Source organism: Novosphingobium profundi (assembly GCF_018491765.1).
In the GTDB taxonomy this organism is placed as follows: Bacteria; Pseudomonadota; Alphaproteobacteria; order Sphingomonadales; family Sphingomonadaceae; genus Novosphingobium; species Novosphingobium profundi.
Genome location: NZ_JABWCU010000006.1, coordinates 325,500 through 352,096 on the forward strand (window position 1 = coordinate 325,500; position 26,597 = coordinate 352,096).

The following is a 26,597-nucleotide window of genomic DNA, read 5'->3' on the forward strand; positions in this document are numbered from 1 at the left end:
GCGTGTGCCTGTCCAGGGGCGACGGCGCGCGCGAGCGCCCTTTACCAGTAGGCGTCTTCCTTCACCTTTTGCCCGAAAGCCTGGGCGAGCTGATCGCGCTGGCCCGAGGTCAGCGACTGCCAGGCGCCGGCGCTTGCCTCGACCGTCTTCTTGCCGCGCACGACCGGGTCTTCGAGGCCGTAATTGTGCGATTTGCTGGCAAACTCGAGCATCTCGGGGTGATAGCTCAGGCCAAGCTTGGACATGGCGGTTTCCAGCGTGGCGGCGGGGTCGATGCACAGCTCGCGATAGTCGATTCTCGCGCAACGATCCGGCTGGGCCTGCTCGAAGGCGAGAATGTTGTCGATACCGTCGCGCACGTGCTTGATGGTCGATTCGAAAGGGTCCTCGATATCGTTGAACGACCAACCGCGCTTGAAATTCGAATAGACCACGTCGCAAGGGTGCCGCATTACCAGGAAGAAACGGGCCTTGCGTCCGAACAGGCGATCGAGATCGTCGATGATGGCGGTGTATTGTGGGGTCTTGTCGGCCCAGAGTGACTTACCCTGGCTGATGCGGAAAGCCTCGTGCAGGCTGCTTGCCTTGCGGGCCAGATCCTGGCGCATGGCGTCCTTGTCGTATCCGAAGGCCTGATAGCCCACTTCGCTCAGGTGATCGTTGAAGAGATCGACGTAACCTTGCATGAAAAACGTTTCGGGAGGACATGCAATATCCGGATGCGAATTGAACATGCGGCGTACGAGCGAGGTACCCGAGCGATGTACGCCGATGATGAAGATTGGATTTTCGCACCGGTTCGTGTCGTCGAGAACGATCGGCTTTTCCTGAACGATCAGACGAGGGCGGCCGATGTAGGACTTGATGCGATTGTAGTGCCACTTGAGCTTGCGCATGGAGTTCCTGTCCGCCTTACTGGGTAAGAGTATGTAACTGTTCGATCGTTCTAGTTACACCATTTGCCTTGGGCAACCCACTTATTGCATTGCAGCGTACATCCCGTTGCTGCAGTGCGATCAAATGGACGGTGGATACGATCAGCGTCATTTGGATCGATTTTGTGGCGTTTTACGATCCCGATCACGGAGTTCGCAGTTGCGGTGTGAAATCGCTGACGGGGGTCAGCGCCTGGGGGCGGGCGCGATCCGAAAGGCCGCTTTGCGCAATGCGGACATCTGGCCCGAGCGACCCACGCCACACGATGGGGGGTACGTTCTTCCACGCCGCCTTGCCGGCCAGGCCCGTTATGCGAAGATCGATGCGATCGGTCAGCTTCGCGCCCGGTTTTCCCGCGCCCCCTCCAAGCCAGACCTGCGAGGCTGCCCGACCGTCGGGCGCCAGGGCAATGGCCAGGTCGAGATCCTGCGAGCCGCTCGAATAGGGTGAGGCCGCGCCAATGAACAGGCGCGTCGCGCGCAGCGAGATGCGCCCCTTCATCCATGAACCCAGAAAGGCGCGCCCGCAGTCGCGCACCTCGATATCAATCGTGCCTGCGGTGGGCTGGGCGGCCGCGAGCCTTGGCACGGCCTTTCCGTCCATGCGTTTGCGATTGTCGTAGTAGCCACCGTCGAGCGCGAACGCCCCGCCGCTTTTCCCGAAGTCGCCATAGCAATCCACGATCGCTGTCCGGACGATGCGCCCGCCGCCCAGCCCCAGCCAGCCCTCGATGCCCATGTAGCATCCCGAAATCAGGCAGTCCTCGACATCGACCCGGCAGCCGTTGGGATTGAGCCCTTGTCCGCTGGCCTCCCGGAAGCTGGCGTTGCGCACGAACAGCGTGGCGCTCGGATCGTTGGACGTATAGACGGTCTCGCCGCGCCAGCCACACATTTCGCAATCGACGATCTCGATGTCGCCGCCCGCCCGGTCGGCTTCGGCGTAAATGCCCTTATGCGTGATATCCCAGCCTTCGCCGTTCGCCGGGTTGGCGGGAATCGACCAGTTCGAGGACTTCTTCGTACCGCCATCGATGACCAGATGCTCGATGCGCAGCCTCTGGTGTGTTTCGCGGCGCAGCGCAGTGCGATCGATTGGGCCCGTGCCGCGCACATAGAGCCCGCAACCACGCCATACCCGGCCCTCGACCAGATGATAGCCTTTGCTCCCGCCGCTTCCCTGGAAGCTGGAGCCGTCGGGAAGGCGAAAGACGAGCCTCGTTCGCTCCGCGGCAAGGCCAATGAGATGTATGTTCTGGCCAGCGGCAATGATCAGGGCGCTGCCGTCGGGTTCGTGGAAGGTGCCGCGTTCGGCGGCCCGTCGCTGTGTGCACCACAGGCTGTAACGCGGCTGGGCCATGGCGATACGGGCAAGGCCGGTTGCGTGGGCGTAATCCAGGGCGGCCTGGAAGGCATCGCGATCGTTGATCCGGTTGGCACCTTCGCTGTCGCCTTTCGCGCCGCCCTGTTCGACGGTGATCAGGCCGCCATTGTCGAGAAGGCGGAAATAGCGGCCGTTCGCGGTGCGCGTGCAGAAACGCGGATGGGCACGGGCGAATTCGGCGTTGGCACGGTCATCGGCCACGTAGTCGCCGCCGCCAAGGCCGGGGCGCGCCCATCCTTCGGTTCGGATTCGGGTCACGCCCGAGGGGATCGACATGTCCGAAAGCCCGGTGAAGAGCCCCGCGTCGTCGGGCCCCACGCTGGCCTGCGCAAGCATGGCCGGCTCGATGATATAGCTCGCCAGAGGCACGCCAGACGCTGAGGAAAGCTTGGCGTGGTAACGCTTCGCGGGATCGAGAATGATCGTGGGCAGGAGCCCGTTCGCCTCCGGCTCGATGCGCGCGGGGTGCGCGAGCGTGCGCTCGGGGTCGTGATAGGCGCGTGCGCTCTTGCCGGTCTGCGCATCGAAAAGGTGCAGATGGAACGCTTTCCCGAAAACAGGCGGGAAGGGAAGGTGGTGTTGCACGCGGAGGCTTCCTTTCAACGGTGCGAAGGGCGTTCAGCGGCTATCGCGCCAAGGCTTAATCCCACCTTTCCCCGCTAACGCCGGCCAGCCGGGCCTCTTGTCGCGTATCGCGCAGGGCGGTCGGCTCGGCGCGTTTCTTCGGTCCGGCAAGGCGGACCGCCTAACGCGCGCGCGCGCGGCGGCGCGCGCGCGCCGCTTCCAGCGAATCGTGCAGGTTCTGGGCGATTTGGGGAATGGAATATTTCGCGGCGAACAGCGCGGAACTGGCGTTCCGACATTCCTGGAGGTGCGCACGGTCGCCGACCAATGCGGTGAGCGAACGGGCAATTGCGCCAATGTCGTCGGGGTCGATGACATAGCCGTTGCGCCCGTCGACGACCGTCTCGCGCGAGGCGCCATCAAATTTCGATGCGATGAGGGCCAAGCCGAAGGAGAGGCCCTCGAAGCTGGCAAGCGAACGGTAGTCGGCCAGGCTGGGGACAAGCAGGACGTCGGCCTCAGCGAAATAGGGGCCCATCTCGTCGTAGGACTTTCGGCCGACGAAGGTGACGATCTCCTCCAGCGCGCTTGCACGCACGCTTTCTTCGAGCGCGGCACGCTCGGGGCCATCGCCGATCACGATCAGGCGCAGCGCCTGGCGGGTCGCTGGATCGCAGGCGCTGAGCGCGGCCACGATTCGGTCGAGGCCTTTGCGCCGGGTAAGTGAATTGGCGAAAAGCAGGTTGACCGGCCCTTGCGGGTCGTGGGGGCGCGAGGGCGGGCCGGGGGGGTGCGAGCTGAGATAAGGCGCGACGCGCACGCGCTGAGGCGGTGCGCCGAGGGTATCGACGAGGTAGTCGCGGCCTTCGGGCGTGTTCGTCTGGATGATGTCCATCTTGCCGACCATCCAGCGCTTCATCTTGAGGACCAGGGGATTGCGGCTTGCCCCCCGGCTTCTCGGATCCGATTCGACGAGTTGGATCCGGGCCGTTGCGGGCATGGTCAGGCAGGCAAGCAGCGACATCAGGGCGACTGGCGTGAATTCCACCATGATGACCGCTTGTGGTGCCAGGCGGCGCAGGCCGAAGCTCAGATCTGGGAGTGGAAGCTTCGTGTAGGTCTCGTAAGCCGTGCCATCGACGACCCGCTTCAGCTTCTTCTTGTACATGCGCAGCATCGGCAGGAGTTTGGCCTGGTAAGGATTGCGAAACTCCACGCCGCGTTCGACGACGATCGCGAGCTCGGGCTCGTGCTGGCGCAAGGCTTGAAAGATTTCCCCGAAATAAAGAAAGTCACCATGATACCCAAATGCTTGGGAAACCCAGACGACAGGTGAAGACTTGGGCATGGATTCTCCCGTTCATGGGGGATTGGACAGCTCTTGCGCTAGGAACTAACCCGCCAGTGGGCATTTGCAAACAAGCTTACGCCGCAATGCCGCAGAAATAGGCTGAAACTTGGCCATCCGAAAGGAGGGGGAGGTGCTATTTCGGGGAGATTCATCGTTATTGTGCAGGCGTTCGTCGTGTTTCACATGCAACATGCTGCATTCGCGAGATTGATGCTTGCAAGCGGCCATGGCGAACCCTAACCCTTCCGGTCTCTACGCAGAACCCTGGGGGGCCGATGTCCAAGGACACGAAGTTTGTCTTTGTCGCCAATCGCAACAGAGATGGTTATAATGTTCCTCGCGCTCTGGAAGAGGGTGGCCTTCTCGATGCGATGGTGACGGATTTCTACGCGCCTGCGCGGGGGGGCTCGTGGCTGCCCGCAATCCTGAGGGCGCGTTCCTGCGAAGGGCTTCCCAGCGCAAAGGCGTCGAGCACCTGGGGCAGTTTCGTGCTGCAGGCCTTCGGCGAACGCTTCAAGCGCTATCGGCGGACCATGATCAAGCGTTCGGATCGCCTTCTTGCCCGCAAGGCCATGAAGAGAGCCGCCGCGCACAAGGCCAATCTCTACTGCTATTCGTCCTACATGCCCCGCCCCGGAGAGAAGCCGGAAGGGATCAAGGTCATCGACTTCGAATTCCATCCGCATCCGCAACTTACCTGGCAGCTCTTGTCCGATGATGCGAAGCGCTACCCCGAGGTGGCGTGGTCGATGCTGCACGAAGAAGAAATTCTCAACCGCGTACAGGTCACGCAAGTCTGGCGCGAGGCCGATGCGGTCGTGTGCGCGAGTTCGATGACGCAGCGTTCGCTCGAGCATGTCGGCTGCCCGCCCGAGCGCATCACGGTGATCCCCTATGGTTTCGCCGCGCCCGCTTCCGTGCCCGAAGCGCGTCCGCAGGGGACTTGCGAATTTCTGTTCGTCGGCCAGGGGGTGAGCCGCAAGGGATTGCACCACCTGATCCGCGCCTGGCAGGCCTCACCCCCGCCCAATGCCCGCCTTACGCTGGTCTGCTACCGTATCGATCCGGGTATCAAGGCGATGATCGATTGCCCGTCGATCGTCTTGCTTGGACGGCAGGAACGCGCGGCGCTCGACGCCCTTTTTGCAAAGGCGGACATTTTCGTCCTTCCTTCGCTGGTCGAGGGTTTCGGTCTCGTCTACCTCGAGGCGCTTGCCGCGGGTTGCCATGTGATCGGCACCGTAAACACCGGCCTGCCCGATCTGCCGTTGAGCGAGAAGGCGGCGACGATCGTCGAGGTCGGCAACCTCGCTGCGCTGGGCGAGGCGTTGCACGGCACCGCGCAGCGAAAGGCCGATGGCGAGTTGCACGCTCCATCGATCGCTGCCGAGGCAGGCAATTGGCGCTGGTCGCAATTTCGCGACGGAATCGTTCGCCATGCGAGGGATGTCGTCGGGGCCTGAGCCTTCCTCGCAACGCGCGTGCCTTGAGCGCGGGCTAGACAGGCGTGAGGCGCGTCCGCGGGAACGGCATCAGCCCGGCTTGGCGGACTTGCGCCGTCGACCGGGCAGGAGGTCCAACATCGAATGCAGGTCGTATTCGAACCGGCCAAAATTGCGGCGCAGTGAAAGCGTCACCGTCAGGAACATGACGATCTCGAGGCACAAGTTGGCTGCAGCGGCACCGACGACCCCGAAGCGCTGGACGAGGACATAAGTCAGGCCGACGACAAGGAAAGCGCTTACGAGGTAGGTGTAGCTGTAGGTTTCGTGGCGGTTCACGGCAAGGAGCAGGTCCGAAAGCGGGGCCCAGAGCAAGTCCAGGCCAATGCCGATGCCGAATATGAGCACCATCAAATAGGGGGGCTGGACGACGCCGCCCGTCCACAGGTGGATGATCTCGACCCCGAAGAGGCTGAGGGTCAGCGTGGCTCCCAGACCCACGGCTGCACAGCCCATGGTGAGCATGCCGCCGATGCGTGAGGCGAGCGCATTGTCTCCGCGTGCGCGCGCGATCGCGAATTCGGGCATGACCGGTATTGCGATCGCGGACATGACCTGAAGGCCGATCCGGGAAAGTGTGCGCAGCGTCGTGTAGAGCGGCACCATGGCGGGCGTCCCGGCAAGGCCGACCGCAAAGGCCGTGCCCTGCAGGAATGCGGCCTGCGAAAGCGGAAGGACCATGGCGGCGAAGGCGGGCCGGGTCAGGTCCTTGATGCGCTGGAAGCGGGCTTGGCCGATGCCGAGGTGGGCCCAGCCGGCGTGCCGCGTTGCGGTGAACGAGAGAATTGAGATCGTGCTCACGCGAACGGCCAGCATGGCCGCAGCCGCACCGATCGCGCCCGCACCGAGCAGGGCGGCGGCAATGACGCCCAGCCCTTCGGCCATCTGGCCAGTTGCGACGATGCTGACCGCCTTGGCAAGCTTTCCGACCGAACGCGAGACGCCGTTCATCAGCGGCATGTAGAGGGCGACGACGGCATAGGTGCACAGCAAGGCCAGCGTGATGCGGGCATCGTGCGTTGGCAGGCCACCCTCGACGCGAAACGTGCTGTCGGGCAGCAACAGGCACAGGGCATAGGAAAGCGCGACCAGTGTGGCCCCGCAGATCGAGATCAGAAGCAGCGCGCTGTGGAAGGTCGTCAGCGCCTCGCGATCCTGCTTGTTGGCGCTTTCGGCGATGAACCGGTTGCTGGCGGCAAGGCCGAAGCCCAGGTCGCTGGCTCCCATGAACATGGGGACCGAGGCCAGGATCAGCCATTGTCCATAGAGGGTGAGCCCCCAGGTCTTGGCCAGCACGGGCACCATGACGAGCTGCATCAGGGCGACGACGCCCTTGCTGTAGCCCATCGCCACGATACCCATGAGAACGCGCTTCTTCATTCTTCGGTCACCTCGAAAGCCGCGTTGTGCGGCTAGGCGTTGGCAAGCAGGCCGTCGAAACGCTGCGACAGGCGCGAAAGGATCGTCGGTTTCTGCCAGCGTTCCTCGGCCCGCTGGGCGGCCGCTGTCCCCAGGCGCTGGCGTTCGTGCGTATCGTCGAGCAGAGCGGCGATCGCGTTCGCGAAGGCCTCGGCATCGCCCGGTGGCGTGACCGCCCCGCATCCCTCGACTTCGCTGGCGAGGCCCGTGTCCGGTGCCGCGGTCGCGACGACCGGTCGACCGGAGATTAGCATGTTGGTCAGTTTGGAGGGAAGGACGAGATCGGCCGCGCCGGGAATTTGCGGAAGCAGGTGCAGCGAGGCGAGGCCGAGCAGCCCGCCCATGCGCTCGAATGGCTGGAGATCGTGCAACTGGACGTTGTCCAGCCCTTCGCTCAGTTCCGCCAGGCGTGCCCGGTTGGGGCCCTGGCCGCAGATGACGAAGACCAGGTCCTTGCGATCGCGCAGAAGCTGGGCGGCTTCGATGATGATCTCGATACCTTGCTTGTTCGCGATGTTGCCCGAATAGAGCGCGACGTGCCGGTTGCCGATGCCCCACTGCGCGCGGTAGGCGTCGGCCTCGGCCTGATCGGTGGCGAATTCGGCGTTGGCCCAGTTGCGCAATTCGTAGATCGCTTCGGGGGCCAGTCCTTTTTCGCGCAACTTGAGGCACATCTGGGGGCTGATCGTCGAAGCCATGTCGGCCAGCTTGAGAATGCGCGATTCCAGCCAGTTGCCGACCTTGCTGGCGGTGCCGCCGGGCTTGAGCAGGCCGGTTGCCATCGCGGCCTCGACCTCGAAGTCCTGAACGTGGACCCACAACTTCGCGCCGCTGGCCTTGGCGGCGATCCAGGCGACCGGAACCGAAAGCAACGACGGCGCGACGGTGAAGACCAGATCGGCCTTGATGCGCCGTGCGGCCCGCGCCGAAGGTAGCAGGCTGGTCAGCGAGAATGACGCCAGGTGCAGCATGCGCTTCAGGCCGCTGGGCGATGGCGGAATGAAGTGGGCGACGCGGGTGATGCCCACGCCGTTGCCTTCGTGCCGCGTACCGTTACGAGGCTGATCTGCGTAGCGCGACCATTGCGGATAATAGGCTTCGCCGGCGACGACTTCGACGGTATCTCCGCGCGCTGCGAAGAATTCCGCCAGTCCGGTGGTATAGGGGCCGATACCGACGGGCTCGGGGGCATAATTGAGCCCGAGGACCATCAGGCGACGCGCGGGGGGGGCTGCGCTTGCCGTTGCATCCTGCAAGGTCAGACGGCCGCTTGCTCGAGGCCGCGTCCTTCGCCCGCTAGGAAATGCTCGTAGGCGTCGGCAATGCCGCGATCGAGTTCGATGGAAGCGCGCCAGCCCAGCTTGGCAAGCTTCTCTCCGCTCATCAGCTTTCGCGGCGTGCCGTCGGGCTTGCTCGTATCCGTGACGATCTGGCCGTGAAAACCCACAGCCTTGCAGACCATTTGGGCCAGTTCGAGGATCGGGATGTCGGTCCCCGAACCCACGTTGACGTGTTCGGTCCCGGAATATTCCTTCAGGAGGAAGACGCAGGCGTCGGCCAGGTCGTCGACATGCAGGAATTCGCGGCGGGGCGTGCCCGTACCCCAGATCGTGATCGAGGCAGCCCCGCTCTCGCGTGCCTCGTGGGCCTTGCGGATGAGGGCGGGCATGACGTGACTGCCGGCGAGGTCGAAATTGTCACCGGGCCCATAGAGATTGGTAGGCATCGCGGAAATATAGTCGCAGCCATATTGGCGGCGGTAGGCCTGGCACAACTTGATGCCTGCGATCTTCGCGATCGCGTACCATTCGTTGGTCGGCTCGAGCGCGCCGGTGAGCAGTGCGTCCTCGACGATCGGCTGCTCTGCAAACTTGGGATAGATGCACGAGGATCCCAGGAAGAGAAGCTTTTCGACCCCTGCCGCATGGGCGGCTTCGACGATGTTCGCCTCGATCATCAGGTTGTCATAGAGGAACTCGGCCGGGAAACTGTCGTTAGCCAGAATTCCACCCACTTTTGCTGCAGCGAGGACGACGACCTGAGGTTTTTCGCGTGCAAACCAATCGCGGACCTGCTGCTGTTCGCGCAAGTCCATGTCCTGGCGCCCGGCGGTCAGGATCTCGCAATTTTCGCTGGCGAGACGCCGCACGATCGCGGAACCCACCATGCCGCGATGGCCTGCGACAAAAATGCGTTTTCCGGTAAGGTCAAACATAGGGAAGGCCACCTCAGGTTCCATGTTGCAATGCCGCATGATTAGCGCGTAAGACCTGTCTTCGCAATTACTTCCGGAAACTTCGCCGAGGCTCTTTGTCTCAAATTCCGGATGTTCTGACTGAAATCACAGGCATCGTTGGCCATTGGACCTTTTGCTGGCGGCAGGTTTCGTATTTGGCAAATGGCGCGCGATTGATCGACGTAGCCGGAGGATGAAAGTGTGGTGAAGGAAAGGTTTTCTTATACCTGGTTCGACGTCTTTCGCTTCCTCGCGGCGACGGCGGTCGTTCTCGAACATGCGCGCGACCTGTTCTGGCAACCGGCGCGGGTGGGGGGCTTCGGCGCGGTCTACAAAGTCGTCTACTTCCTCACCGGGTTCGGGCACGAGGCGGTCATGGTGTTCTTCGTCCTGTCCGGTTTCTGGATCAGTTCGACGGTTGATCGCAAAATGCATCGCCCGGATTTCTGGCCCAGCTATCTGGTCGATCGTATCGTGCGTCTCGAAGTCGTCGTGATCCCGGCGCTGGTCATCGGCGGATTGTTGGATGCCATTGGTGCGTTCGGGCTGCACGGGCCGCTCTACACAGGGAATTCGGGCGCGCAGACGATGACTTACGCGGTCGCATCGCGCTTGCAACCTCAGGTATTCTTTGGAAATATTCTGTTCTTGCAGACACTTGCCGTAGAGACTTTCGGTTCGAACGGGCCCTTGTGGAGCCTTGCGAACGAGTTCTGGTACTACATGTGGTATCCCGCGCTGATGATCCTGGCGGTTCGGCGGCGCGTTTCGCTTCTCCTGGCCAGCCTGCTGGTCGCAGTGCTCTGGCCAAAGCTTCTGCTGGGGTTTGCGGTCTGGCTCATGGGTAGCGCGCTTTACCGTCTGGACAAGCACAAGGTCCTGGCCGCGCGGATCGGCCGACCCGCGAAATGGGGCTTGTGCGCGCTCATGCTGATTCTTTCGCTGATCTCGGCGGGCGCTTCGCGCTTGCAGATCCTGCCTGAGATGTCCGCCGATCTGGTGGTCGGACTGTGCTTTACCGGCCTGTTCTGGTCGTTGCTGCTGCTCGATCCGAAGGTGCCTGGCTTCGCGCGTGCACTGGGTCGCTACGGTGCGGGATCGAGCTTTTCGCTCTACGTCGTGCATTTCCCCTTCGCGGCCCTCGTCGCCGCATTCCTGCTGCGCGGACAGCGGCTCATGCCGGGGCTCACCGCGTTGCTGGTGCTCGGCGTCGTCGTTCTTGCTGCACTTGCGTACGGATGGATTTTTTCGCGGTGGACGGAAGGGCGCACGCCGCTGGTTCGTGCCTTCGTCAAGGCGCGCCTGACGCCGGCTCCCGAATCGTTGGGCGGGCAGTGACGGGCCGCGACACGAGGCCGGAAATCACCCCGGCCCGTCCGTCGTCGCCAAAGTATCCGGGACGTTGTCGCAGCGGCTTTCGAACAGCGTGCTGACGAACGCTTCGCGCCAGTTCAGGACGTCTTCGTCACGGACGGACTGGAGCAGTCGTTCGTGGCGCCTGCGCCGTTCGCCAAGCGGCATCGTCAGCGCTTTTTGGATGGCCTCGCTGACGTGTTCGATCGAGTGCGGATTGACGAGAAGCGCCTCTTCCATCTGCAGGGCCGCCCCGGCGAACTGCGAAAGGATGAGCACGCCGGGATCGTCTTCCTTCTGCGCGGCGACATATTCCTTCGCGACGAGGTTCATGCCGTCGCGCAAGGGGGTCACGAGGCCGACTTCGGCGGCACGATAGAAACCGGCGAGCTGTCGGCGCGGATAACCACGGTTGACGTAGCGGATCGGCACGAAGGCAACGTCGGCGTGGGCGCCGTTGATATGGCCGGTCTTGCGCTCGAGATCCTCGCGGATCTGCTGGTAGCTGGCGACATCGCCGCGCGAGGGGGGCGCAATCTGGAGCAGCACGACTTGCGCGGCCTGGTCCGGATTGTCGGCGAGGAAGCGGCTGAAACTCTCAAAGCGCTCACCCAGCCCCTTGGAATAGTCGAGCCGGTCGACACCGATCAGCATCTTGCGGCCGCGCACACTCGCCTTCAGCTTGTCATGCGCTTCGGCGGCCTCCTGGCTGTTGGCGCCTTCGGTAAACTCGGCAAAGTCGATGCCTATCGGGAACGCGCGCGCGACGATGCGGCGGCCCTGGTACTCGATGCAGCCGTCCGTACCGATTTCAAGCCCCATTTCCTTCTCGAGGTAATGCAGGAAGCTGCCCAGCCACTCTTCGGTCTGGAAGCCGATCACGTCGTAGGCCAGCATCGATTCCACCAGCCGCTCGTGGAAGGGAAGCGATACCAGCAGGCGGGTAGGGGGCCAGGGGGTGTGCAGGAACAGTCCCATGCGGTTCTTCACGCCCTTGCCGCGCAGCAATGAGCCCAGTGGCAGCAGGTGGTAGTCGTGGACCCAGACGAGGTCGTCCTGGTCGATCAGCGGGCGCACCGAATCGGCGAAACGCGCGTTGACCCGCTCGTAGCCCTCGCCGAAGTTGCGGTCGTATTCGGTGAGGTCGATCCGGTAGTGAAAGAGAGGCCACAAGGTGCGGTTCGCGTAGCCGTTGTAGTACTCTTCGATGTCCTGGGGTTCGAGGTCGATCGTGGCCGTCGTCACCCCGTCGTTGCGCTGCATGTCGAGGTGGCCGGTGAAGGTTTCGGTCTCCTGGCCCGACCAGCCGAACCAGATGCCGCGGTGTTCGCGCAGCGCCGAGTTGAGCGCGACCGCGAGCCCCCCTTGCGCACCGGCGGCACCGGCGGCCTTGGGAACCGATACCCGGTTCGAGATCACGATCAGTCGGCTCATGTCTAATCCCCTGTGCAGCGCATCCCTGCGCGAGAAATCCGCATCGCGCGGGTGGAATCCTAGCGCCAGTCGCGCCAGGAACGCGACAGTTGCCCGGCGCAGTTGATGATCCCGACAAGCGAGTAGGTCTGGGGAAAGTTCCCCCACAGCTCGCTCGTCTCGAAGTCCATGTCTTCCGAAAGAAGCCCTGACTTGGTGCGATGGCCAAGCATGGCCTCGAACAGGCGGCGCGCCTCCTCGTCCTGTCCAGAGCGGTGCAGCGCTTCGATCAGCCAGAAGGTGCAGATGTTGAAGGCGGTCTCGGGCAGGCCGAAATCGTCCTCGTTGGCGTAGCGCAGCATGTGCTCGCCGCGGCGCAGGCTTTTCTGGACGGCGGCAAGCGTTGCCTGGAAGCGCGGGTCGTCGGCCTCGACGAAGCGCAGCTCGACCATCTGCAGCAGGCTCGCGTCGAGCTGGTCGCCCCCGAAGGCGGCGGCGTAGTGTCCGCCCGCACCGCCGTCGTCGAAGTCCGGGCCCTCGATCGCGTGCCAGGCGCCTTTCTCGATATTGGCGCGGATCGTATCGGCCCGTTCGCGCCAGAACAGCGTGCGGTCGGAGAGGCCGAGGCGCTCGGCGGCGTTGGCGAGGCGGTCGCACGCCGCCCAGCTCATCACGCTGGAATACGTGTGGACCGCCGTGCGCGTGCGCAGCTCCCACAGGCCCGCATCGGGCTGGTCGTGCGTCTTCCAAGCCATCTCGCCGACCTTCTCGAGGCTCTCGAAATCGTCGTAGTTGGCCATGCGGATCAGGCGCTGGTCCGAAAAGGCCTGGATCGAGGGAAGCACGATCTGGCCGTAGCAGTCGTTCTGGACCTGGTAATAGGCCGCGTTGCCCACGCGCACCGGGCCCATGCCGCGGTAGCCGCACAAGTCGTCGGCCACCCATTCGATGATTTCCTTGGCGCCGCTGACCGCGTAGAGCGGCTGAATGAAGCCGCCTTCGGCGTCGTCGACGATGTTGCGCAAGTAGGCGAGGTACTTTTCCAGGACATCGAGCGCGCCGAGGTGGTTGAGCGCCTGTACGGTGTAGTAGGCGTCGCGGATCCAGCAGTAGCGGTAGTCCCAGTTGCGCTGCGAGCCGGGCGCCTCGGGGATCGAGGTGGTCAGCGCGGCGACGATCGCGCCGGTCTCCTCGTGCTGGCACAGCTTCAGCGTGATTGCCGCGCGGATCACCGCTTCCTGCCAGTCGAGCGGGGTGGCAAGGCTGCGCACCCAGTTGCCCCAGTAGGCATCGGTCAGGCGGTACATCATGCGCAGCTCGTGCTCGACGTTGCCGTTGAAGGGCTCGTCGGGGCCGAGGAAGAAGTGCAGCGGGCGCTCGAGCCGGAACAGCCTTTCGTCGAGCACGTAGCCGATGGGAGCGTCGGTGGTGAGGCGCAGGGCGTTGCGCTCGACCAGATAGCGGATGTGGTTCGAGCCGTGCGTCATCGGCGCGAGCTGCGCGCCGTAGCCGCTCATCGGGGTGAGCACGCAGCGCACCCGTGGCGACCCCGCCACCGGCCGCACGATGCGCGCGTAGGCGACCGGGCGGTACATCCTACCCGATCGCTCGAAGCGCGGGCAGAAGTCGACCACTTCGATGGCGCCGCCATCGGCATCTTCCAGCCGCGAGATCAGGATCGGCGTGTTGCGCACATAGTGCTGGGTCACCGAGACCTGGTTCTCCAGCTCGAAGCGCCAGGTTCCCGCATCCTGCCCCTTGTCGCCGCGCATGAGCGCGCAGAACGTGGGGTCGCCGTCGACTCGCGGCACGCAGCCCCAGACCAGCGCGGCGCGTTCGTCGATGAGGCCGTTGACCTGGCAATTGCCGATCGGCCAGAGTTCGAGCGAACTTGGATGCGCAGCGCCGGCAACGTGCGTGTCGCCTTCGGGCGCGATGCGCGGGGCAGGGCGGGGCGCGGGCTTGGTCGATCTGGTCACGGTCATGTTTGCGTCAGATCCCCTTGGAAGCAGCAGATGGGTTGAGTGCAGCGTCGAGCCAGGCATGGACGGCGTCGACATCGGGCAGGCGCCAGTGCGCGGCGGTCGCGCGCAGTGGGCCGACCAGGACGCCGGCGCCTTCCAGCGATCCAACGGCTTCGAAGGCGTCCTCGTCGGTCACGTCGTCGCCCACGAAGAAGGGGCTCGTGCCCTGGAATTCGGGGCGCTGCATGAAGGCGCGCACCGCCGACCCTTTGTCCGAGCCGGGCATGACCAGCTCGACGACCTGCTTGCCGTGCTTCATCGCGATGCCTTCGCTGCGGGCGATCTCTTCGGCGCAGGCGAGCAGGCCGGTCAGGGCGCCGGGATGGCGGCGGTAGTGGACGGCCACGCTGTGCGGTTTGGGCTCGACGAGCATGTCGCCGTTGGCGCGTGCGAAGCTGGACAGGCGCTCGAGTACGTGCGCGGGCAGGGGTTCGGCAAGGGCCTCGGCCTCACGCGCACCCGCCGGGCGGAATTCGCCGCCGTGCGAGCCGGCGATGGCGACCTCTAGGGGCCCGAGCATCGCCTCGAGCGCGTCGATCGCCCGCCCGCTGACAAGCGCGAGCCGCCCTTCAAGCGCGCGCGCGAGCGCGTGAATCGTCTCGCCCAGCGTATCGGGCACGAAGACCGCGTCGGGGTGATCGGCGATTTCGACGAGGGTGCCGTCGAAGTCGAGGAAAAGCGCCGTGCGCGCGTTCAGGCGCAAAGGGGCAGGGGGCGGGAGATCGCGCGGGGCCGCGCCATGTTCCGCCAGCGAGAGACTGTCGCTCGGATCGGTCATTGTGTTCAGTCTTGCACCATTGGATCGATATGGCCAGCCCTAAGGTAGGCGGACGGGGTGAGTGCCAGGCCCGCGTCGGCAGGGTGACGCGATGCAACGCGCGAGGGATTGCCCGGGGCGGTTTTACGCTCAACAATCGGCAGGCGTTCGGGTTCCAGCCGTTGACCCGGCGGCCCGGCCTTGAAATAGGCACACGGGCGTCCCCGGGGTCGGCCCGCGGGATCGGAACCCTGGAACGGCAAGCGGGAGGACGGCATTTCGATTGTGGAGAAGTGGGGCATCGCGCTCTCGGATTGGGGCCTTGCGGACGTGGCCTGGGCGAGGCCGCTGCTGGCGCTCGCCGGGATCGTGCTGCTGGCCGGTTTCGCGAACTGGCTGACCAAGCGCGTGGTCGTTCATCCGGTTGAACGGCTGATCGCGCGCACGCCCTTGCGCAACGAGGCGGGCGACGTCCGGGCGCTGGTCACCCATTTGTCCAATGTTGTGCCGGCGGTCATCCTGCTGCAGGGCATCGGTGTGATCGGAGGGCTTCCCGATACCCTTGTAAGCGTGGTGCAGGCGCTCGCCCGTGCGTTCATCGTGCTTACGCTGGCGCGCGCGGGCGCAGACCTGCTCGAACTGGGCAACGATGCCTACGAACTCAAGCCGGAGGCGGCCAGCCGGCCGATCAAGGGCTATGTCCAGATCGGCAAGATCGGGGTCTACGCCACGGCCGCCCTGCTGATCGTCGCGATCCTGATCGGCCAGTCGCCGGTGATCCTGCTGTCGGGCCTGGGCGCCGCGGCGGCGGTCCTCATGCTGGTGTTCCGCGACACCATCCTTTCGCTCGTGGCCTCGGTGCAGTTGCGTTCGAACGACATGGTGCGCGTGGGCGACTGGATCGAGATGCCCCAGCTCAACGCCGATGGCGATGTCATCGACATCGCGCTGCACACGATCAAGGTGCAGAATTTCGACAAGACAGTGACCTCGGTTCCGACCGCGAAGCTCATCACCGAATCCTTCCGCAACTGGCGGCACATGCGTGAATGGGGAGGCCGGCGGATCAAGCGCGCGCTCCTGATCGACCAGACGACCGCGGGCTTCCTGTCCGCGGCGCAGTGGGAGGAATTGCGCGCCTTCACGATCCTGCGCCCGTACATGGTGGGAAAGGAACAGGAACTGCGTGAATGGAATGAGGCGCATGCACCGCAGGAGGAGGCCGAGGGCGGCGTGGTCAACCGTCGCCAACCGACCAATCTGGGTACGTTCCGAGCCTACGTCGCTGCCTATCTCCAGGCCCACCCCCGCATCGCCGATCGTGGCACCTTGCTGGTGCGCCAGCTCGATCCGACCGAGAACGGTCTCCCACTTGAGATTTATTGCTTCACGAACACTGTCGACTGGGGGGAATACGAGGCGATTCAGGGGGATATCTTCGACCATCTAGTCGCAATTATGCCCCGCTTCGGCTTGCGCGTTTTTCAGAAGCCCGGCGGAGCTGACCTTGTTCAGGCACTTGGCGGGCTGCGTTCGCCCGTCGACCGGGCGTGAGGTAGATTGCGGGTTCGGGCTAGGAAGGTTGTACAAGATGGCGCAGTGCAACCCCCTGGGGAGGGCGCCACCTTCGTCATCCGCAGCTGCAGCCAGTACCTTCCCAACAAGTTGCGAGGCTGGCGTTGCAATGCAGCATAAATGCAGTATCCACTGCTTACAGAGAGCTGAATTTTTCAAATGTGGAAGTGGGGAATGGCAGAAATAGTTCCAGTTATCCTTTGCGGAGGGAACGGCACGCGACTCTGGCCGCGAAGCCGCGCCTCGAAGCCAAAGCCGTTTCTGCCCTTGGTCGGCAAGCAGACCCTGTTCGAACAGGCCGTTTCGCGTTGTCCGGCGTCGGCCGGCTTCTCGGCTCCCTTCGTCGTCACCGGTGCGGCGCATCTCGAGCATGTCGAGGCCCAACTCGAACAGGCTGAGGGCAGCCGGATCATCGTCGAACCGATGGCGCGCAATACGGCCGCGGCCATCGCGCTCGCGGCTTATGGCCTGCCGGCGGACACGATCATGCTGGTCTGCCCGAGCGACCACCACATCGGCCGCCCCGATGCGTTCATCGAGGCGGCCCAAGCCGCCGCGGCGTTGGCCAGTGAGGGGTGGCTGGTCTCCTTCGGCATCGAGGCTACCGCGCCCGAAACCGGGTTCGGCTACCTGAAGCGCGGAGAGGCGATCGCGGCGGCCGACGGGGCTGCCGGTTTTCGCACCGCGCAATTCGTGGAGAAGCCGGATCTGGCGCGGGCGCAGGCCTTTCTCGCGGATGGCAGCTACTCGTGGAATGGCGGGATCTTCGCCTTCCGGGTGCAGGATTTCCTGGCCGAACTGGAAGCCCATCGCCCGCAGATCGCCGGGAAAGTGCGCGAAGCCGTGGAGAAGGGCCGCCTCGAGGGCCGCAATTTCCACCCCGACGCCGCTACTTTCGCGCTCGTGGAAGGCGATTCGGTCGACTACGCGGTGATGGAAAACACGACCAAGGCCGCGATGGTCCCCGCCGCCATGCAGTGGTCCGATATCGGCAACTGGCACGCCCTGCACGAGGCCCTCGACCACGATGATGCGGGCAACACCACGCGCGTGACGGGCGAAGTCGAACTGGTCGACTGCCGCAACGTGCTTGTCGACAGCGACGGGCCGCGGGTCTCGGTGATCGGACTTGAAGATGTGGTCGTCGTCGTCGATGGAGACGACGTGATGGTGACGAGCGTCGCGGGCGCGCAAAAGGTCGGCGCCTTGCGCGGCGCCAAGAACCAGTAAGGGCCGCAGGGGTCCAAGATCAAGTCTTTGTAAGGATTTCAGATGATTGCCTCGCTTCCTGTGCGTCAGGTGGAAAAGCCCTGGGGTAAGGACCACCTGCCGGAACCCTTCGTCGCGCCCGAGGGCAAGCGGATCGGCGAGATCTGGTTCGAACCTCCGGCCGAGCTGCCCGAATTGCTGGTGAAGTACATTTTCGCCAGCGAGAAGCTCTCGGTTCAGGTCCACCCTTCCGATGCGCAGACCCAGGCACAGGGCATCGGCCGCCAGGGCAAGGAAGAATGCTGGCTGATCGTCGCCGCCGAGCCGGGCGCGACGCTGGGCATCGGGTTCGACGAAGCCATCGACGAGGCCGCGATGCGCGCCGCTGCGCTCGACGGCTCGATCGAGGGCAAGATGACCTGGCACGCGGTCGAGCCGGGGGATTTCTTCTACATCCCGGCCAACACCGTCCACGCCATCGGCGCTGGCGTCAGCCTGATCGAGGTGCAGCAGAACAGCGACATCACGTACCGTCTCTACGACTACGGGCGCCCGCGCGAACTGCACCTCGAGGAAGGCATGGCGGTCGCGCAGGGCACCGTCTACGACCTTGCGAAATGGTCGGCCAAGGTTCCCTCGCACGGTTCGCGCACGCTCGTCGACGGCCCGCTGTTCTACCTCGACCAGGTCGAGGGTGCGCCGGAGGCCGCGATTGCCGCGCGCTATCCGGGAGCCTTGCTCGTGATCCCGCGCGAAGGTCGCGTGACCGTGCGTGGCGAGGACCTGCGGCCCGGTGGTTGCGCGCTGGCTACGAGTTTGTCCGAAGTCGTATTCGACGAGGATGCCGTCTGCCTTCTCGCGCGTGGCGGCTGAGCCGGAGGCGGGCAGGGCATTTTTTCGGACCGGTGCATCTGCGCCAGTGGCCGCGCGCCGCGCACTCTGGCATGGGGGCTTGCCGCAAGGCTCCCCGGACCGGGGCGACGGCGAAATTTTCGAAGGCTAGGGGTTGGGAATGAAGGAAATTGTCGCGTTCGATCTCGACGGCACGCTGGCCCTGAGCAAGCAGCCGCTGACTGATGAGATGGCCGATCTTATGGCTGGCTTGCTGGAAGTCGCGCAAGTCGCGGTGATTTCGGGCGGGGATTGGCCGCAGTTCCAGAAGCAGGTCGCCTCGCGCCTGCCCGCGCACGCCGATCTCTCGCGCTTGTGGATGATGCCGACCAGCGGCGCGAAGCTTTACGTGCACCGCGACGGCGCCTGGACCCCGGTCTATGCCGAGCTGTTCACCGACCAGCAGAAGGCCGAGATCCTGGCGGCGTTCGACGCCTCGCTCGAGGCGACCGGCTTTGTGCCCGAGCAAACCTGGGGCGAGCGGATCGAGGATCGCGGCAGCCAGATCACCTTCTCCGCGCTCGGCCAGCAGGCCCCGCTCGAGGCCAAGGAAGTCTGGGACCCCGATTTCGCCAAGCGCAAAGTGATCCAGGCCGATCTCGTCACGCGCCTGCCCGGAGTCTCGGTCAACCTGGGCGGCGCGACCTCGGTCGACATCACCCAGCCCGGCGTCGACAAGGCCTGGGGCCTCAAGCGTCTTGCCGAACATTCGGGGGTGGCCGAGGACAAGATGCTGTTCATCGGCGATGCCATCTTCCCGGGCGGCAACGACTATCCGGCCAAGGCTATGGGGCTCGACACGGTCTGCGTGCGCGACCCGTCCGACACCGCCAATGTCGTCACCGCGATCATCGCCTGCCAGAAGGGCGCGTAATCGCGCGTGCGGAGTGAAGGCCTGCGCAAGCGACGGATGACGCGATGCCGGCCTTCTACCTGACGTTCCTCGCCGTGCTCCTGGTGGGTGCGGGCGCGCGCGACCAGTTGACGATCGCGACCCTGTCGGCGCGCCAGAACGGGCGTCCCGCGATCCTCGTCGTGGCTGCGCTCTGCACCGTGCTGAGCTGTGCGCTCGCGGGATGGGTCGCGCAGGCGATGGTGGGCGAGCTCCCGCCTCCGGCGCGGCCGATCTTCGCGGCGATCGCGCTGGGTCTTGCCGGCCTGGAATCGCTGGCCCTGCGGGTTCGCCGCGCGTGGAAGGAGCCGACCCATTCGCTTGGCGCGCTTTTCCTCGTGATCCTGGGCCACCAGGTGAGCGACGCGGCGCGGTTCCTGATCGTCGGGCTCGGCGTCGCGATGGCGGCGCCCTATCTCGCCTGCGGGGCTGGCGCGCTGTCGAGCCTGGTGTTGGTCGGGCTCGCTTGGGCGATGCCCGACTTTGTCAGCCATCGAGCCCTTGGCGGGTTTCGCCGGGTGGCGGGAGGCGTGCTGGTGGCAGTCGCGCTCTACCTTGCACTTGCACAAATGCGTATATTGTAATCGATTTTTTCGATCGAACAAAACCTTCTAATTCGTGTTTCCAATCATATATCGTGGCTGCCAGGTGATGGTGGCAGACAACCTAGGAGGGAAATTTCGATGGCCAGCAATGACAACGCCAAGGGTGCGCTGATCGACAGCCTGAACGGGCTTCTCGCGGATACCTTTGCGCTCTACATCAAGACCAAGAACTTCCACTGGCACGTCAAGGGGCCTCAGTTCCGCGACCTGCACCTGCTGTTCGACGACCAGGCGGCGCAAGTCCAGGCGCTGATCGACACGATTGCCGAACGCGTGCGCAAGCAGGGCGGCACCACGCTGACCAGCCCCGACGCGATTGTTTCCAAGACCAAGATCGCGCCGCAGGATTCCACCTCGATCGAGCCGATGGCGATGGTCAAGGAACTGATGGACGACAACATCGCCTATATCGAGCGCCTGCGCGAAGTGAAGGCGGCGGCTGGCGAAGCGGGCGACAACGCCACCGACGGCATCGTGGACGACTGGACCGACCAGGCCGAGGAACGCGCCTGGTTCCTGCGCGAGATCATCGCCTGATCGCCACGCCATAAGCGGGGCCGCGCGAGCGCGCCGCACGCAATCGGCACATAAGCAATCAGCAGAAGGGTCGGCTGCCGTATCGGGTGGCCGGCCCTTCTGCGTTCCGGGGCAGGGTGAAGCGGGCCACGCAAATGTGTGCGGGCGCGCACATTGGGGTTGCAGGGCAAGGGGCAGGTGGTAGACCGGCGGGCATGTCGCAGCCCGAAATCATTGCCGGCGCCGATAACGGTGCCATTGCCGCCTGGGTGGCGGAACGTCTTCATGGCGCCCTTTCCGTCTCGGCCGAAGTCGCGATCACCGTCCCGGGTGGTTCGACGCCGTTCCCGATCTTCGAGATCCTGGCCTCCTCGGACCTGCCCTGGTCGCGCATCAGCGTGTGGCCGGGCGACGATCGCATCGTGGCCGAGGACCATGCCGCCAGCAACGTTGGCAAGATTCGCGCCCTGCTCGAGCCGGCCGGGGCCCGGATCGTCCCCCTGACCGAGACGGCACGGCCCCCGCATTTCGCGCTGGCCTGGCTGGGCATGGGCGGCGATGGGCACATCGCCTCGCTCTTTCCCAATACCGACCCGCAAGTCGACGATCCGGCCCCGGTGCGGCGCCTGACACCCGATCCCTTGCCGCCCGAGGCGCCGTTCGATCGCGTCAGCCTGACCATCCCCTCGCTGGTCAACGCCGACCAGGTCATGTTCGTGATCCGGGGCGCCGACAAGCGGCTCGTGTTCGACGCGGCCGTCGCGGGCGAGAACGACCTGCCCGTGGCACGTTTCCTCGGCGCCTACCCGAACGCGGTGACCTGCTTCTGCTGAAGCGGCTTCTCCACGCGCTGCCCGCGCCGCTCCACCGCTCGCTCTTCCGCCTTGCCCATGGCCTGCGCAAGCAGGTGTGGAAGTGGCGCAAGCCCACCGTCGAGGGCGTGAGGGTGCTCGCGCTCGATCCTGCGGGGCACGTGATCCTGGTGCGGCACAGCTATGGTTCGGACAAGTGGATGCCGCCGGGCGGTGGCCTCAAGGCGGGCGAGGATCCGGTCGGCGCGGGCGCGCGCGAACTGCTCGAGGAGACCGGCTGCCACTTGCGCGACGGGCGGCGGGTCGCGCTGTCCGACGAAGACCTCCACGGCGCGAGCAATGTGGTCCATGTCGTCGTGGGGCAAACCAGCGAAGATCCCGTGCCGGACGGGCGCGAGATCGTGGAAGCGCGGGCTTTCGCGATCGATGCCTTGCCCGAAGCCATGCCCGCTGGCCTTGCCGACCTGATCAGCGGCTGGATCGCGGCACGCTAGAGCATTTTTCAGTCAGGTGGAATCACCTGACGGTTCAGAAAATGCGTCAAAACAACAAGCTAGAGCGGTCGATCTGATGCAATCTGATCGTAAACCGCTCTAGAGCAACGACAGCTGACCATCCTTCTCGGCGCGCGCCGGGCTCGCCTTCGCGTCCTGCTCGAGCGCCGAGAGCGTCAGGCCCATCAGGCGAATCGGCTGGGGCAGGGGGAGCAGATCCTCGAGCAGCGCTCGGCCAAGGGCGGCGAACTCGGCCTTGTCGGCGACCCACTGGTGGACCGAGCGTGCGCGGGTGATCGTGGTGAAATCGGCGTAACGCAGCTTGAGCGTCACCGTGCGGCCGCGGGCATCGGCGCGCGCGATGCGTTCCCACACCGTCTCGATGATCGTCTCGAGCGTGTCGCGAAGCTGCGCCAGGTCCTTGATGTTCTCGGCGAAGGTGCGCTCGCCGCCTACCGACTTGCGGGGGCGATCGGGGCGTACCTGGCGCAAGTCGACGCCGCGCGCGGCGCGAAACAGGTACTCGGCGAAGCTGCCGAAATGCATGCGCAGGAAGGCGAGGTCCTTCGCCGCAAGGTCCGCGCCGGTCGCAATGCCCAGCTTCGCCATCTTCTCCGCGCCGCGCGGGCCCACGCCGTGGAAGCGGCGCACGGGCAGCGTCGCGACGAAGGCGGCACCCTCGCCGGGGCGGATCACGCACAGGCCGTCGGGCTTGTTCTGGTCGCTCGCGAGCTTGGCGAGGAACTTGTTGTACGAGACCCCGGCGCTGGCGGTGAGGCCGGTGTCGGCCTTGATCCGGGCACGGATCTCCTGCGCAATGCGCGTCGCGGACCCCAGCCCTTTGCGGTCCTCGGTGACGTCGAGATAGGCCTCGTCGAGCGAGAGCGGCTCGACCTGGGGGGTGTAGTCGAGAAAGATCGCGCGGATCTGCTGGCTGACCGCGCGGTAGACGTCGAAGCGCGACTTGCGGAAGATGAGATCGGGGCACAGGCGCAGCGCCCGCGAAGAGGGCATGGCCGAGCGCACCCCGAACACGCGCGCCTCGTAGCTGGCGGCTGCAACGACGCCGCGCCCCGAGGCGCCGCCCACCGCCACGGGCTTGCCGCGCAGCGAGGGATCGTCGCGCTGTTCGACGCTGGCGAAGAAGGCATCCATGTCGACATGGATGATCTTGCGCAGGCCCTCGGCTTCGTCCTCGTCCGGATTGTCGTGGGGGTACATGGTGTCCCATATAGGGGTTGCCGATTGAAATGTATTGGTGCAGGTGCGAATCTGCTGGCCTAAATTTCGCAACTGCGGCATGCGCGCGGAATGACCGGTGCACATCCCCAAGACGATGCCTTCCCCATGGGCCAGGCCGAGTTCGTCGGCCTGATGGCCGCGATGCAGGCGCTCATGTCGCTCTCGATCGACGTCATGCTCCCTGCGCTGGGCCATATCTCGAACGATCTGGGGGTTTCCGGAGCCAACGAACGCCAGTTGGTGGTCGGGGTGTTCATGACCTGTGCGGGGATCGGTTCCTTGTTTCCCGGCGCGCTTGCCGACCGCTTCGGGCGGCGCCGGGTCGTCCTGTTCGCGACAGCGGGCAATTTCATCGCCACGTTCGTCTGCGCGATCTCGCCCAGTTTTCCGGTCCTCCTGCTCGCGCGCGGGATCGCGGGCCTTTTGACCTCGGCGATGATGGTCATGCCCATGACGATCCTGCGCGACCGTTACGAGGGCGATGCCATGGCGCGGACCCAGTCGTTGATCGCGACGACGTTCATGGTGGTGCCGATGATCGCGCCGATGGTCGGCCAGGCGATCATGCTGGTGGCGGGCTGGCGCTGGATCTTCGGGGTTACCTGCGCGATGGGCGTGGTGGTGTTCATCTGGGCGGGCCTGCGCCTGCCCGAAACGCTTCTGCCCGAGAACAAGCAGGAGATACGTCCACTGGTGATCGTGGGGAACATGCGCCTCGCACTCACCGAGCGTTCGGCGATCGGCTATTTCCTGGGGGCCGCTTTCGTCCAGGCTGGCCTGTTCGGCTATCTCAACAGCGCGCAGCAGCTGGTCGGCGAGACGCTGGGCGCGGGCACCCTGTTCCCCGTCCTGTTCGGACTCATGGCGCTGGTCATGGCGGGGGCGAACTTCATCAATGCGCGCATCGTCGTCGCCTTCGGTGCGCGGCGCGTGTCGCACTGCGCGCTGTTCGTGTTCATCGTCATGGGCGCGATCCACGCCCTCGTGGCGATGAGCGGCAAGGAGGGTCTGTGGGCCTTCGTCGTCTTGATGACCATTTCGATGTGCATGCTCAGCTTCATCGCCGCGAACTTCCAGGCGATCTCGCTTCAGCCGTTCGCCCGCATCGCGGGGGCCGCGGCTTCGGTCATGTCGTTCGTGCGCATGGTGCTGAGCTCGCTCATCGGCGCGGCGATCGGACTGTCGTTTGACGGGACCGCGCTGCCGATCGCGGGCAGCATGGCGGTTCTGGGCGTGATGGCGCTGGCAATGGTGCTTTATTCCGAACGCGGCAAGCTGTTCCGTCGCATCAATCCGCCCGAATACTACCGCCAGAACCAGCCGCCCAAGACGCCCCCGCACGGCGGCTGATCGCACGGCTCGGACGTCGTGCGATCAGGCTGCGCGGCGAGCTGAGGGGTCAGACCCCGCGTCGGCCGCCGCGGAAGAGCTGCACGAGGCCCACGATCACGGCGATCACCAGCAGGACGTGGATGAGCGCGCTCGACACGTGGAACACGACGAAGCCGAGCAGCCAGAGAACGAGCAGGATGGCGGCGATTGTGAAAAGCATGGGGTGTCTCCTTGGAGAGGAATAGAATTCTGAAACGCGCAAAGGGCGGTTAGGCTCCGCGCCCCGCGAGTTTCGTTGCGAGCCGGTTGTCGCACGCCGGGCCCGGGCGGTGGCAGAACGCTTGCGGGACTCTCCCATCGTGCGCATGCACGGTGTTGCGACCGCGAATCGCCCTTGCTCGATGCGAATTCGCCGTTGCGGCTCTTCGGGACGCACCCGTTTCTTCGCGAAACGCCGGAGCCAGATTGCTGTCCAAAAAAGGGGCCGTCTGCGTCCTTCTGCCGTCTCGATGCGTTCTTGTGCGTGGGCAAGGGGATGTCCACATCACGCGTGCATGGACGCGCATCCATCTTCCAGGCCCGATTGCGAAGCCGACGAGACATCGCTCGAGGACCTGCTCGCGCGGGTCGCGGCCTGTCGGGTCTGTGCTGGCGCTCTCGCGCACCCGCCGCGCCCGGTCGTGCAGATCGGAAGGCGTGCACGGATTCTTGTCATCGGTCAGGCACCGGGAACCCGCGTCCACGCCAGCGGGCGCGCCTGGGACGATGACAGCGGGGATCGGTTGCGCGGCTGGACCGGCCTTGCGGACGCAACTTTCTACAACGCCGAGCGCGTCGCCCACATGCCCAGTGGTTTCTGCTATCCGGGCAAGGGGACGGGCGGCGACCTGCCGCCCCGGCGCGAATGCGCGCCCTTGTGGCACGCGCCCTTGCGCGCGCACATGCCCGAGGTGCGCCTCACCCTGCTGGTCGGCCTCCACGCGCAGAAACGCTACCTGCCGCGCGGCTTTGCGGGCAGCTTGACACAGGCCGTCGCGCGCTGGCGCGACGCCCCGCAAGGCGTTCTGCCGCTGCCCCACCCCAGTTGGCGCAGCCGCCTGTGGATGGCGCGCCATCCCTGGTTCGAGGCCGAGCTCCTCCCGAATCTGCGCGCCCGTGTCGAGCAAGCCCTCGCGAGCGCGCAACCGGCCAAGGACTAGAAGGTATAGGCGATGCCGAGCCCGCCCAGCCACTGGTCGGGTGAGCCGCGCAGGCTGGTGTAGGGCGTCGTCTTGCCGTCGCCGAGCATGCGTGAGTAGGCGGCAAGACCGAGCACGGCGAAGCCGCCGTCGCGCAAGTCTCCGGAAAGGTCCCAGGCGACCAGTGCGCCCGCGCCCACCTTGTCCCAGCCGCCCTTGGCGTTGAACTGGGGCAGGCCGCTCGCCGAACTCTGGGCGGGCGTCACCGAATAGTAGTAGCGCGCATAGCTGTCGTCGGCATGGTGGGCATAGGCCATCGTGGTCAGCAGCACGCCCTTGCTGAGAGGGGTGTTGTAGCTGATCGCGGGGCGCACCGTCATGCCGCCATAGGCGCCTGCGACGTCCCATTTGACGTCGCTCGAAATCGTGACCCAGTCGTAGTCGTGGAGCACGCGGTTGATGCGCAGCCCGGCGTTGGCGCCCAGTTCGACCGCCATGTCGAGCTTGCCCGCGGCAGCGACCACCGGGTCCTTGATGCCGCGCGCGCGGTTGAGCGAGAGCCCCACGGCCGGTCCGAAGGCGAGGCCGACCTTGGCCCCGCGCGCATCGGGGATCACGTCGAGCGCGACGCCGCCCTGGCGCGGATTGATGGTCACGCCCCCGATGCGGCCCCGGATGGCCGGCAGCGGCGAAATTCGCCCGTCGTCCGAACCGTCGTAGCTGGGGCCATATAGAGCGCCGAGGCCGATGGTCAGGCTATCGCCCTCGAAGACGTTGCGCTTGGGCTCGGCGTCGTCCTGAGCGTGCGCGGCGGTGCTGGCGGCCAAAAGCGTGGCACTGGCCAGCAGGGCGGCGCAGATCGAATTTTTCATTTGATTCCCCAGTTGCTTGCGTTGGGCGAGCAACGTTCCAG

24 protein-coding genes are annotated in these 26,597 nt (G+C 65.1%); 12 read left to right on the forward strand and 12 right to left on the reverse strand.

The genetic code is table 11. The features are described 5' to 3' along the window. Positions 1–41: 41 nt before the first annotated feature. The 3 genes from HT136_RS08210 to HT136_RS08220 form a co-directional block, all read right to left on the reverse strand. Positions 42–896, reverse strand: a complete 855-nt coding sequence (locus HT136_RS08210; protein ID WP_214199140.1) for a sulfotransferase family protein — start codon at positions 894–896, stop codon at positions 42–44. Between the two features lie 184 nt (positions 897–1,080). Beyond that, positions 1,081–2,904 carry a hypothetical protein gene (locus HT136_RS08215; RefSeq protein ID WP_214199142.1) on the reverse strand — a complete coding sequence of 608 codons (1,824 nt, stop codon included), beginning with the start codon at positions 2,902–2,904 and terminating at the stop codon, positions 1,081–1,083. Between the two features lie 160 nt (positions 2,905–3,064). Further along, positions 3,065–4,144 (reverse strand): glycosyltransferase family 4 protein, encoded by a 1,080-nt coding sequence (locus tag HT136_RS08220; RefSeq protein ID WP_214199144.1) that lies wholly within the window; start codon positions 4,142–4,144, stop codon positions 3,065–3,067. Between the two features lie 365 nt (positions 4,145–4,509). On the opposite strand from HT136_RS08220, the gene HT136_RS08225 reads away from it, so the two are divergent. Beyond that, a complete protein-coding gene (locus HT136_RS08225) occupies positions 4,510–5,697 on the forward strand; it encodes a glycosyltransferase family 4 protein (RefSeq protein WP_214199145.1) in 1,188 nt (395 codons plus the stop codon). A gap of 69 nt (positions 5,698–5,766) precedes the next feature. Here HT136_RS08225 and HT136_RS08230 read toward each other — a convergent pair whose 3' ends face one another. The 3 genes from HT136_RS08230 to fcl are packed head-to-tail and all read right to left on the reverse strand — an operon-like array spanning position 5,767 to position 9,370. Next, entirely contained in the window at positions 5,767–7,116 is a 1,350-nt protein-coding gene (locus HT136_RS08230) for a lipopolysaccharide biosynthesis protein (protein WP_214199147.1), read from the reverse strand. Positions 7,117–7,148: 32 nt separating this feature from the next. Further along, a complete protein-coding gene (locus HT136_RS08235) occupies positions 7,149–8,366 on the reverse strand; it encodes a WcaI family glycosyltransferase (protein ID WP_214199149.1) in 1,218 nt (405 codons plus the stop codon). Positions 8,367–8,413: 47 nt separating this feature from the next. Next, positions 8,414–9,370: a GDP-L-fucose synthase gene (gene fcl / locus HT136_RS08240; RefSeq protein WP_214199151.1), complete on the reverse strand. Its 957-nt coding sequence runs from the start codon at positions 9,368–9,370 to the stop codon at positions 8,414–8,416. A 225-nt stretch (positions 9,371–9,595) separates the two neighbouring features. On the opposite strand from fcl, the gene HT136_RS08245 reads away from it, so the two are divergent. Next, positions 9,596–10,729, forward strand: coding sequence for an acyltransferase family protein (locus HT136_RS08245; protein WP_214199153.1), 1,134 nt, complete (start codon positions 9,596–9,598; stop codon positions 10,727–10,729). 24 nt (positions 10,730–10,753) lie between these two features. Here HT136_RS08245 and otsA read toward each other — a convergent pair whose 3' ends face one another. The 3 genes from otsA to otsB are packed head-to-tail and all read right to left on the reverse strand — an operon-like array spanning position 10,754 to position 14,959. Then, positions 10,754–12,178: an alpha,alpha-trehalose-phosphate synthase (UDP-forming) gene (otsA, locus tag HT136_RS08250; protein ID WP_214199155.1), complete on the reverse strand. Its 1,425-nt coding sequence runs from the start codon at positions 12,176–12,178 to the stop codon at positions 10,754–10,756. Positions 12,179–12,237: 59 nt separating this feature from the next. After that, complete coding sequence (locus tag HT136_RS08255; RefSeq protein ID WP_214199156.1) at positions 12,238–14,142, reverse strand: glycoside hydrolase family 15 protein; 1,905 nt, start codon at positions 14,140–14,142, stop codon at positions 12,238–12,240. 7 nt (positions 14,143–14,149) lie between these two features. Beyond that, on the reverse strand, positions 14,150–14,959 hold the full coding sequence (gene otsB, locus HT136_RS08260; RefSeq protein ID WP_214199158.1) for a trehalose-phosphatase: 810 nt from the start codon (positions 14,957–14,959) through the stop codon (positions 14,150–14,152). A 264-nt stretch (positions 14,960–15,223) separates the two neighbouring features. Here otsB and HT136_RS08265 point away from each other — a divergent pair, with 264 nt between their 5' ends. The 8 genes from HT136_RS08265 to HT136_RS08300 all read left to right on the forward strand — a co-directional run bounded on the left by HT136_RS08265 (position 15,224) and on the right by HT136_RS08300 (position 21,932). Beyond that, positions 15,224–16,492: a mechanosensitive ion channel family protein gene (locus HT136_RS08265; protein ID WP_343222139.1), complete on the forward strand. Its 1,269-nt coding sequence runs from the start codon at positions 15,224–15,226 to the stop codon at positions 16,490–16,492. A 195-nt stretch (positions 16,493–16,687) separates the two neighbouring features. Further along, positions 16,688–17,743 (forward strand): mannose-1-phosphate guanylyltransferase, encoded by a 1,056-nt coding sequence (locus HT136_RS08270; protein WP_214199160.1) that lies wholly within the window; start codon positions 16,688–16,690, stop codon positions 17,741–17,743. Between the two features lie 42 nt (positions 17,744–17,785). Then, positions 17,786–18,595, forward strand: coding sequence for a class I mannose-6-phosphate isomerase (locus HT136_RS08275; protein ID WP_214199162.1), 810 nt, complete (start codon positions 17,786–17,788; stop codon positions 18,593–18,595). A 139-nt stretch (positions 18,596–18,734) separates the two neighbouring features. Beyond that, positions 18,735–19,487: an HAD-IIB family hydrolase gene (locus tag HT136_RS08280; RefSeq protein WP_214199163.1), complete on the forward strand. Its 753-nt coding sequence runs from the start codon at positions 18,735–18,737 to the stop codon at positions 19,485–19,487. Positions 19,488–19,531: 44 nt separating this feature from the next. Next, on the forward strand, positions 19,532–20,089 hold the full coding sequence (locus tag HT136_RS08285) for a TMEM165/GDT1 family protein (protein WP_214199165.1): 558 nt from the start codon (positions 19,532–19,534) through the stop codon (positions 20,087–20,089). Positions 20,090–20,188: 99 nt separating this feature from the next. Beyond that, on the forward strand, positions 20,189–20,647 hold the full coding sequence (locus HT136_RS08290) for a Dps family protein (RefSeq protein ID WP_214199167.1): 459 nt from the start codon (positions 20,189–20,191) through the stop codon (positions 20,645–20,647). Between the two features lie 194 nt (positions 20,648–20,841). Beyond that, complete coding sequence (locus HT136_RS08295; RefSeq protein ID WP_214199169.1) at positions 20,842–21,459, forward strand: 6-phosphogluconolactonase; 618 nt, start codon at positions 20,842–20,844, stop codon at positions 21,457–21,459. A gap of 74 nt (positions 21,460–21,533) precedes the next feature. After that, positions 21,534–21,932, forward strand: coding sequence for an NUDIX domain-containing protein (locus HT136_RS08300; protein ID WP_343222140.1), 399 nt, complete (start codon positions 21,534–21,536; stop codon positions 21,930–21,932). A gap of 99 nt (positions 21,933–22,031) precedes the next feature. Here the strand turns inward: HT136_RS08300 and dinB are convergent, their stop codons facing one another. Then, complete coding sequence (gene dinB, locus HT136_RS08305) at positions 22,032–23,153, reverse strand: DNA polymerase IV (RefSeq protein WP_246543448.1); 1,122 nt, start codon at positions 23,151–23,153, stop codon at positions 22,032–22,034. Between the two features lie 90 nt (positions 23,154–23,243). Here dinB and HT136_RS08310 point away from each other — a divergent pair, with 90 nt between their 5' ends. Continuing rightward, positions 23,244–24,524 (forward strand): multidrug effflux MFS transporter, encoded by a 1,281-nt coding sequence (locus tag HT136_RS08310; RefSeq protein WP_214199173.1) that lies wholly within the window; start codon positions 23,244–23,246, stop codon positions 24,522–24,524. Positions 24,525–24,573: 49 nt separating this feature from the next. On the opposite strand, the gene HT136_RS08315 is transcribed toward HT136_RS08310, so the two are convergent. Beyond that, positions 24,574–24,726, reverse strand: a complete 153-nt coding sequence (locus HT136_RS08315) for a lmo0937 family membrane protein (protein WP_214199175.1) — start codon at positions 24,724–24,726, stop codon at positions 24,574–24,576. A gap of 334 nt (positions 24,727–25,060) precedes the next feature. Between HT136_RS08315 and HT136_RS08320 the strand changes: the two genes are divergently transcribed. Next, positions 25,061–25,705 carry a uracil-DNA glycosylase family protein gene (locus HT136_RS08320; RefSeq protein ID WP_214199177.1) on the forward strand — a complete coding sequence of 215 codons (645 nt, stop codon included), beginning with the start codon at positions 25,061–25,063 and terminating at the stop codon, positions 25,703–25,705. On the opposite strand, the gene HT136_RS08325 is transcribed toward HT136_RS08320, so the two are convergent. Further along, a complete protein-coding gene (locus tag HT136_RS08325; protein WP_214199179.1) occupies positions 25,702–26,556 on the reverse strand; it encodes a MipA/OmpV family protein in 855 nt (284 codons plus the stop codon). The genes HT136_RS08320 and HT136_RS08325 overlap by 4 nt on opposite strands. Between the last annotated feature and the right edge of the window lie 41 nt (positions 26,557–26,597).

What these genes read in the sequence shown, in the direction of transcription:
- HT136_RS08275 (WP_214199162.1), top strand. Translation starts at nt 17,786, where the DNA reads ATGATTGCCTCGCTTCCTGTGCGTCAGGTGGAAAAGCCCTGGGGTAAG.
- HT136_RS08210 (WP_214199140.1), bottom strand. Translation starts at nt 896, where the DNA reads ATGCGCAAGCTCAAGTGGCACTACAATCGCATCAAGTCCTACATCGGC.
- otsB (WP_214199158.1), bottom strand. Translation starts at nt 14,959, where the DNA reads ATGACCGATCCGAGCGACAGTCTCTCGCTGGCGGAACATGGCGCGGCC.
- HT136_RS08315 (WP_214199175.1), bottom strand. Translation starts at nt 24,726, where the DNA reads ATGCTTTTCACAATCGCCGCCATCCTGCTCGTTCTCTGGCTGCTCGGC.
- HT136_RS08255 (WP_214199156.1), bottom strand. Translation starts at nt 14,142, where the DNA reads ATGACCGTGACCAGATCGACCAAGCCCGCGCCCCGCCCTGCCCCGCGC.
- HT136_RS08235 (WP_214199149.1), bottom strand. Translation starts at nt 8,366, where the DNA reads ATGGTCCTCGGGCTCAATTATGCCCCCGAGCCCGTCGGTATCGGCCCC.
- HT136_RS08325 (WP_214199179.1), bottom strand. Translation starts at nt 26,556, where the DNA reads ATGAAAAATTCGATCTGCGCCGCCCTGCTGGCCAGTGCCACGCTTTTG.
- HT136_RS08295 (WP_214199169.1), top strand. Translation starts at nt 20,842, where the DNA reads ATGTCGCAGCCCGAAATCATTGCCGGCGCCGATAACGGTGCCATTGCC.
- HT136_RS08290 (WP_214199167.1), top strand. Translation starts at nt 20,189, where the DNA reads ATGGCCAGCAATGACAACGCCAAGGGTGCGCTGATCGACAGCCTGAAC.
- HT136_RS08285 (WP_214199165.1), top strand. Translation starts at nt 19,532, where the DNA reads ATGCCGGCCTTCTACCTGACGTTCCTCGCCGTGCTCCTGGTGGGTGCG.
- dinB (WP_246543448.1), bottom strand. Translation starts at nt 23,153, where the DNA reads ATGTACCCCCACGACAATCCGGACGAGGACGAAGCCGAGGGCCTGCGC.
- HT136_RS08225 (WP_214199145.1), top strand. Translation starts at nt 4,510, where the DNA reads ATGTCCAAGGACACGAAGTTTGTCTTTGTCGCCAATCGCAACAGAGAT.
- HT136_RS08270 (WP_214199160.1), top strand. Translation starts at nt 16,688, where the DNA reads ATGGCAGAAATAGTTCCAGTTATCCTTTGCGGAGGGAACGGCACGCGA.
- otsA (WP_214199155.1), bottom strand. Translation starts at nt 12,178, where the DNA reads ATGAGCCGACTGATCGTGATCTCGAACCGGGTATCGGTTCCCAAGGCC.
- fcl (WP_214199151.1), bottom strand. Translation starts at nt 9,370, where the DNA reads ATGTTTGACCTTACCGGAAAACGCATTTTTGTCGCAGGCCATCGCGGC.
- HT136_RS08310 (WP_214199173.1), top strand. Translation starts at nt 23,244, where the DNA reads ATGACCGGTGCACATCCCCAAGACGATGCCTTCCCCATGGGCCAGGCC.
- HT136_RS08320 (WP_214199177.1), top strand. Translation starts at nt 25,061, where the DNA reads ATGGACGCGCATCCATCTTCCAGGCCCGATTGCGAAGCCGACGAGACA.
- HT136_RS08280 (WP_214199163.1), top strand. Translation starts at nt 18,735, where the DNA reads ATGAAGGAAATTGTCGCGTTCGATCTCGACGGCACGCTGGCCCTGAGC.
- HT136_RS08230 (WP_214199147.1), bottom strand. Translation starts at nt 7,116, where the DNA reads ATGAAGAAGCGCGTTCTCATGGGTATCGTGGCGATGGGCTACAGCAAG.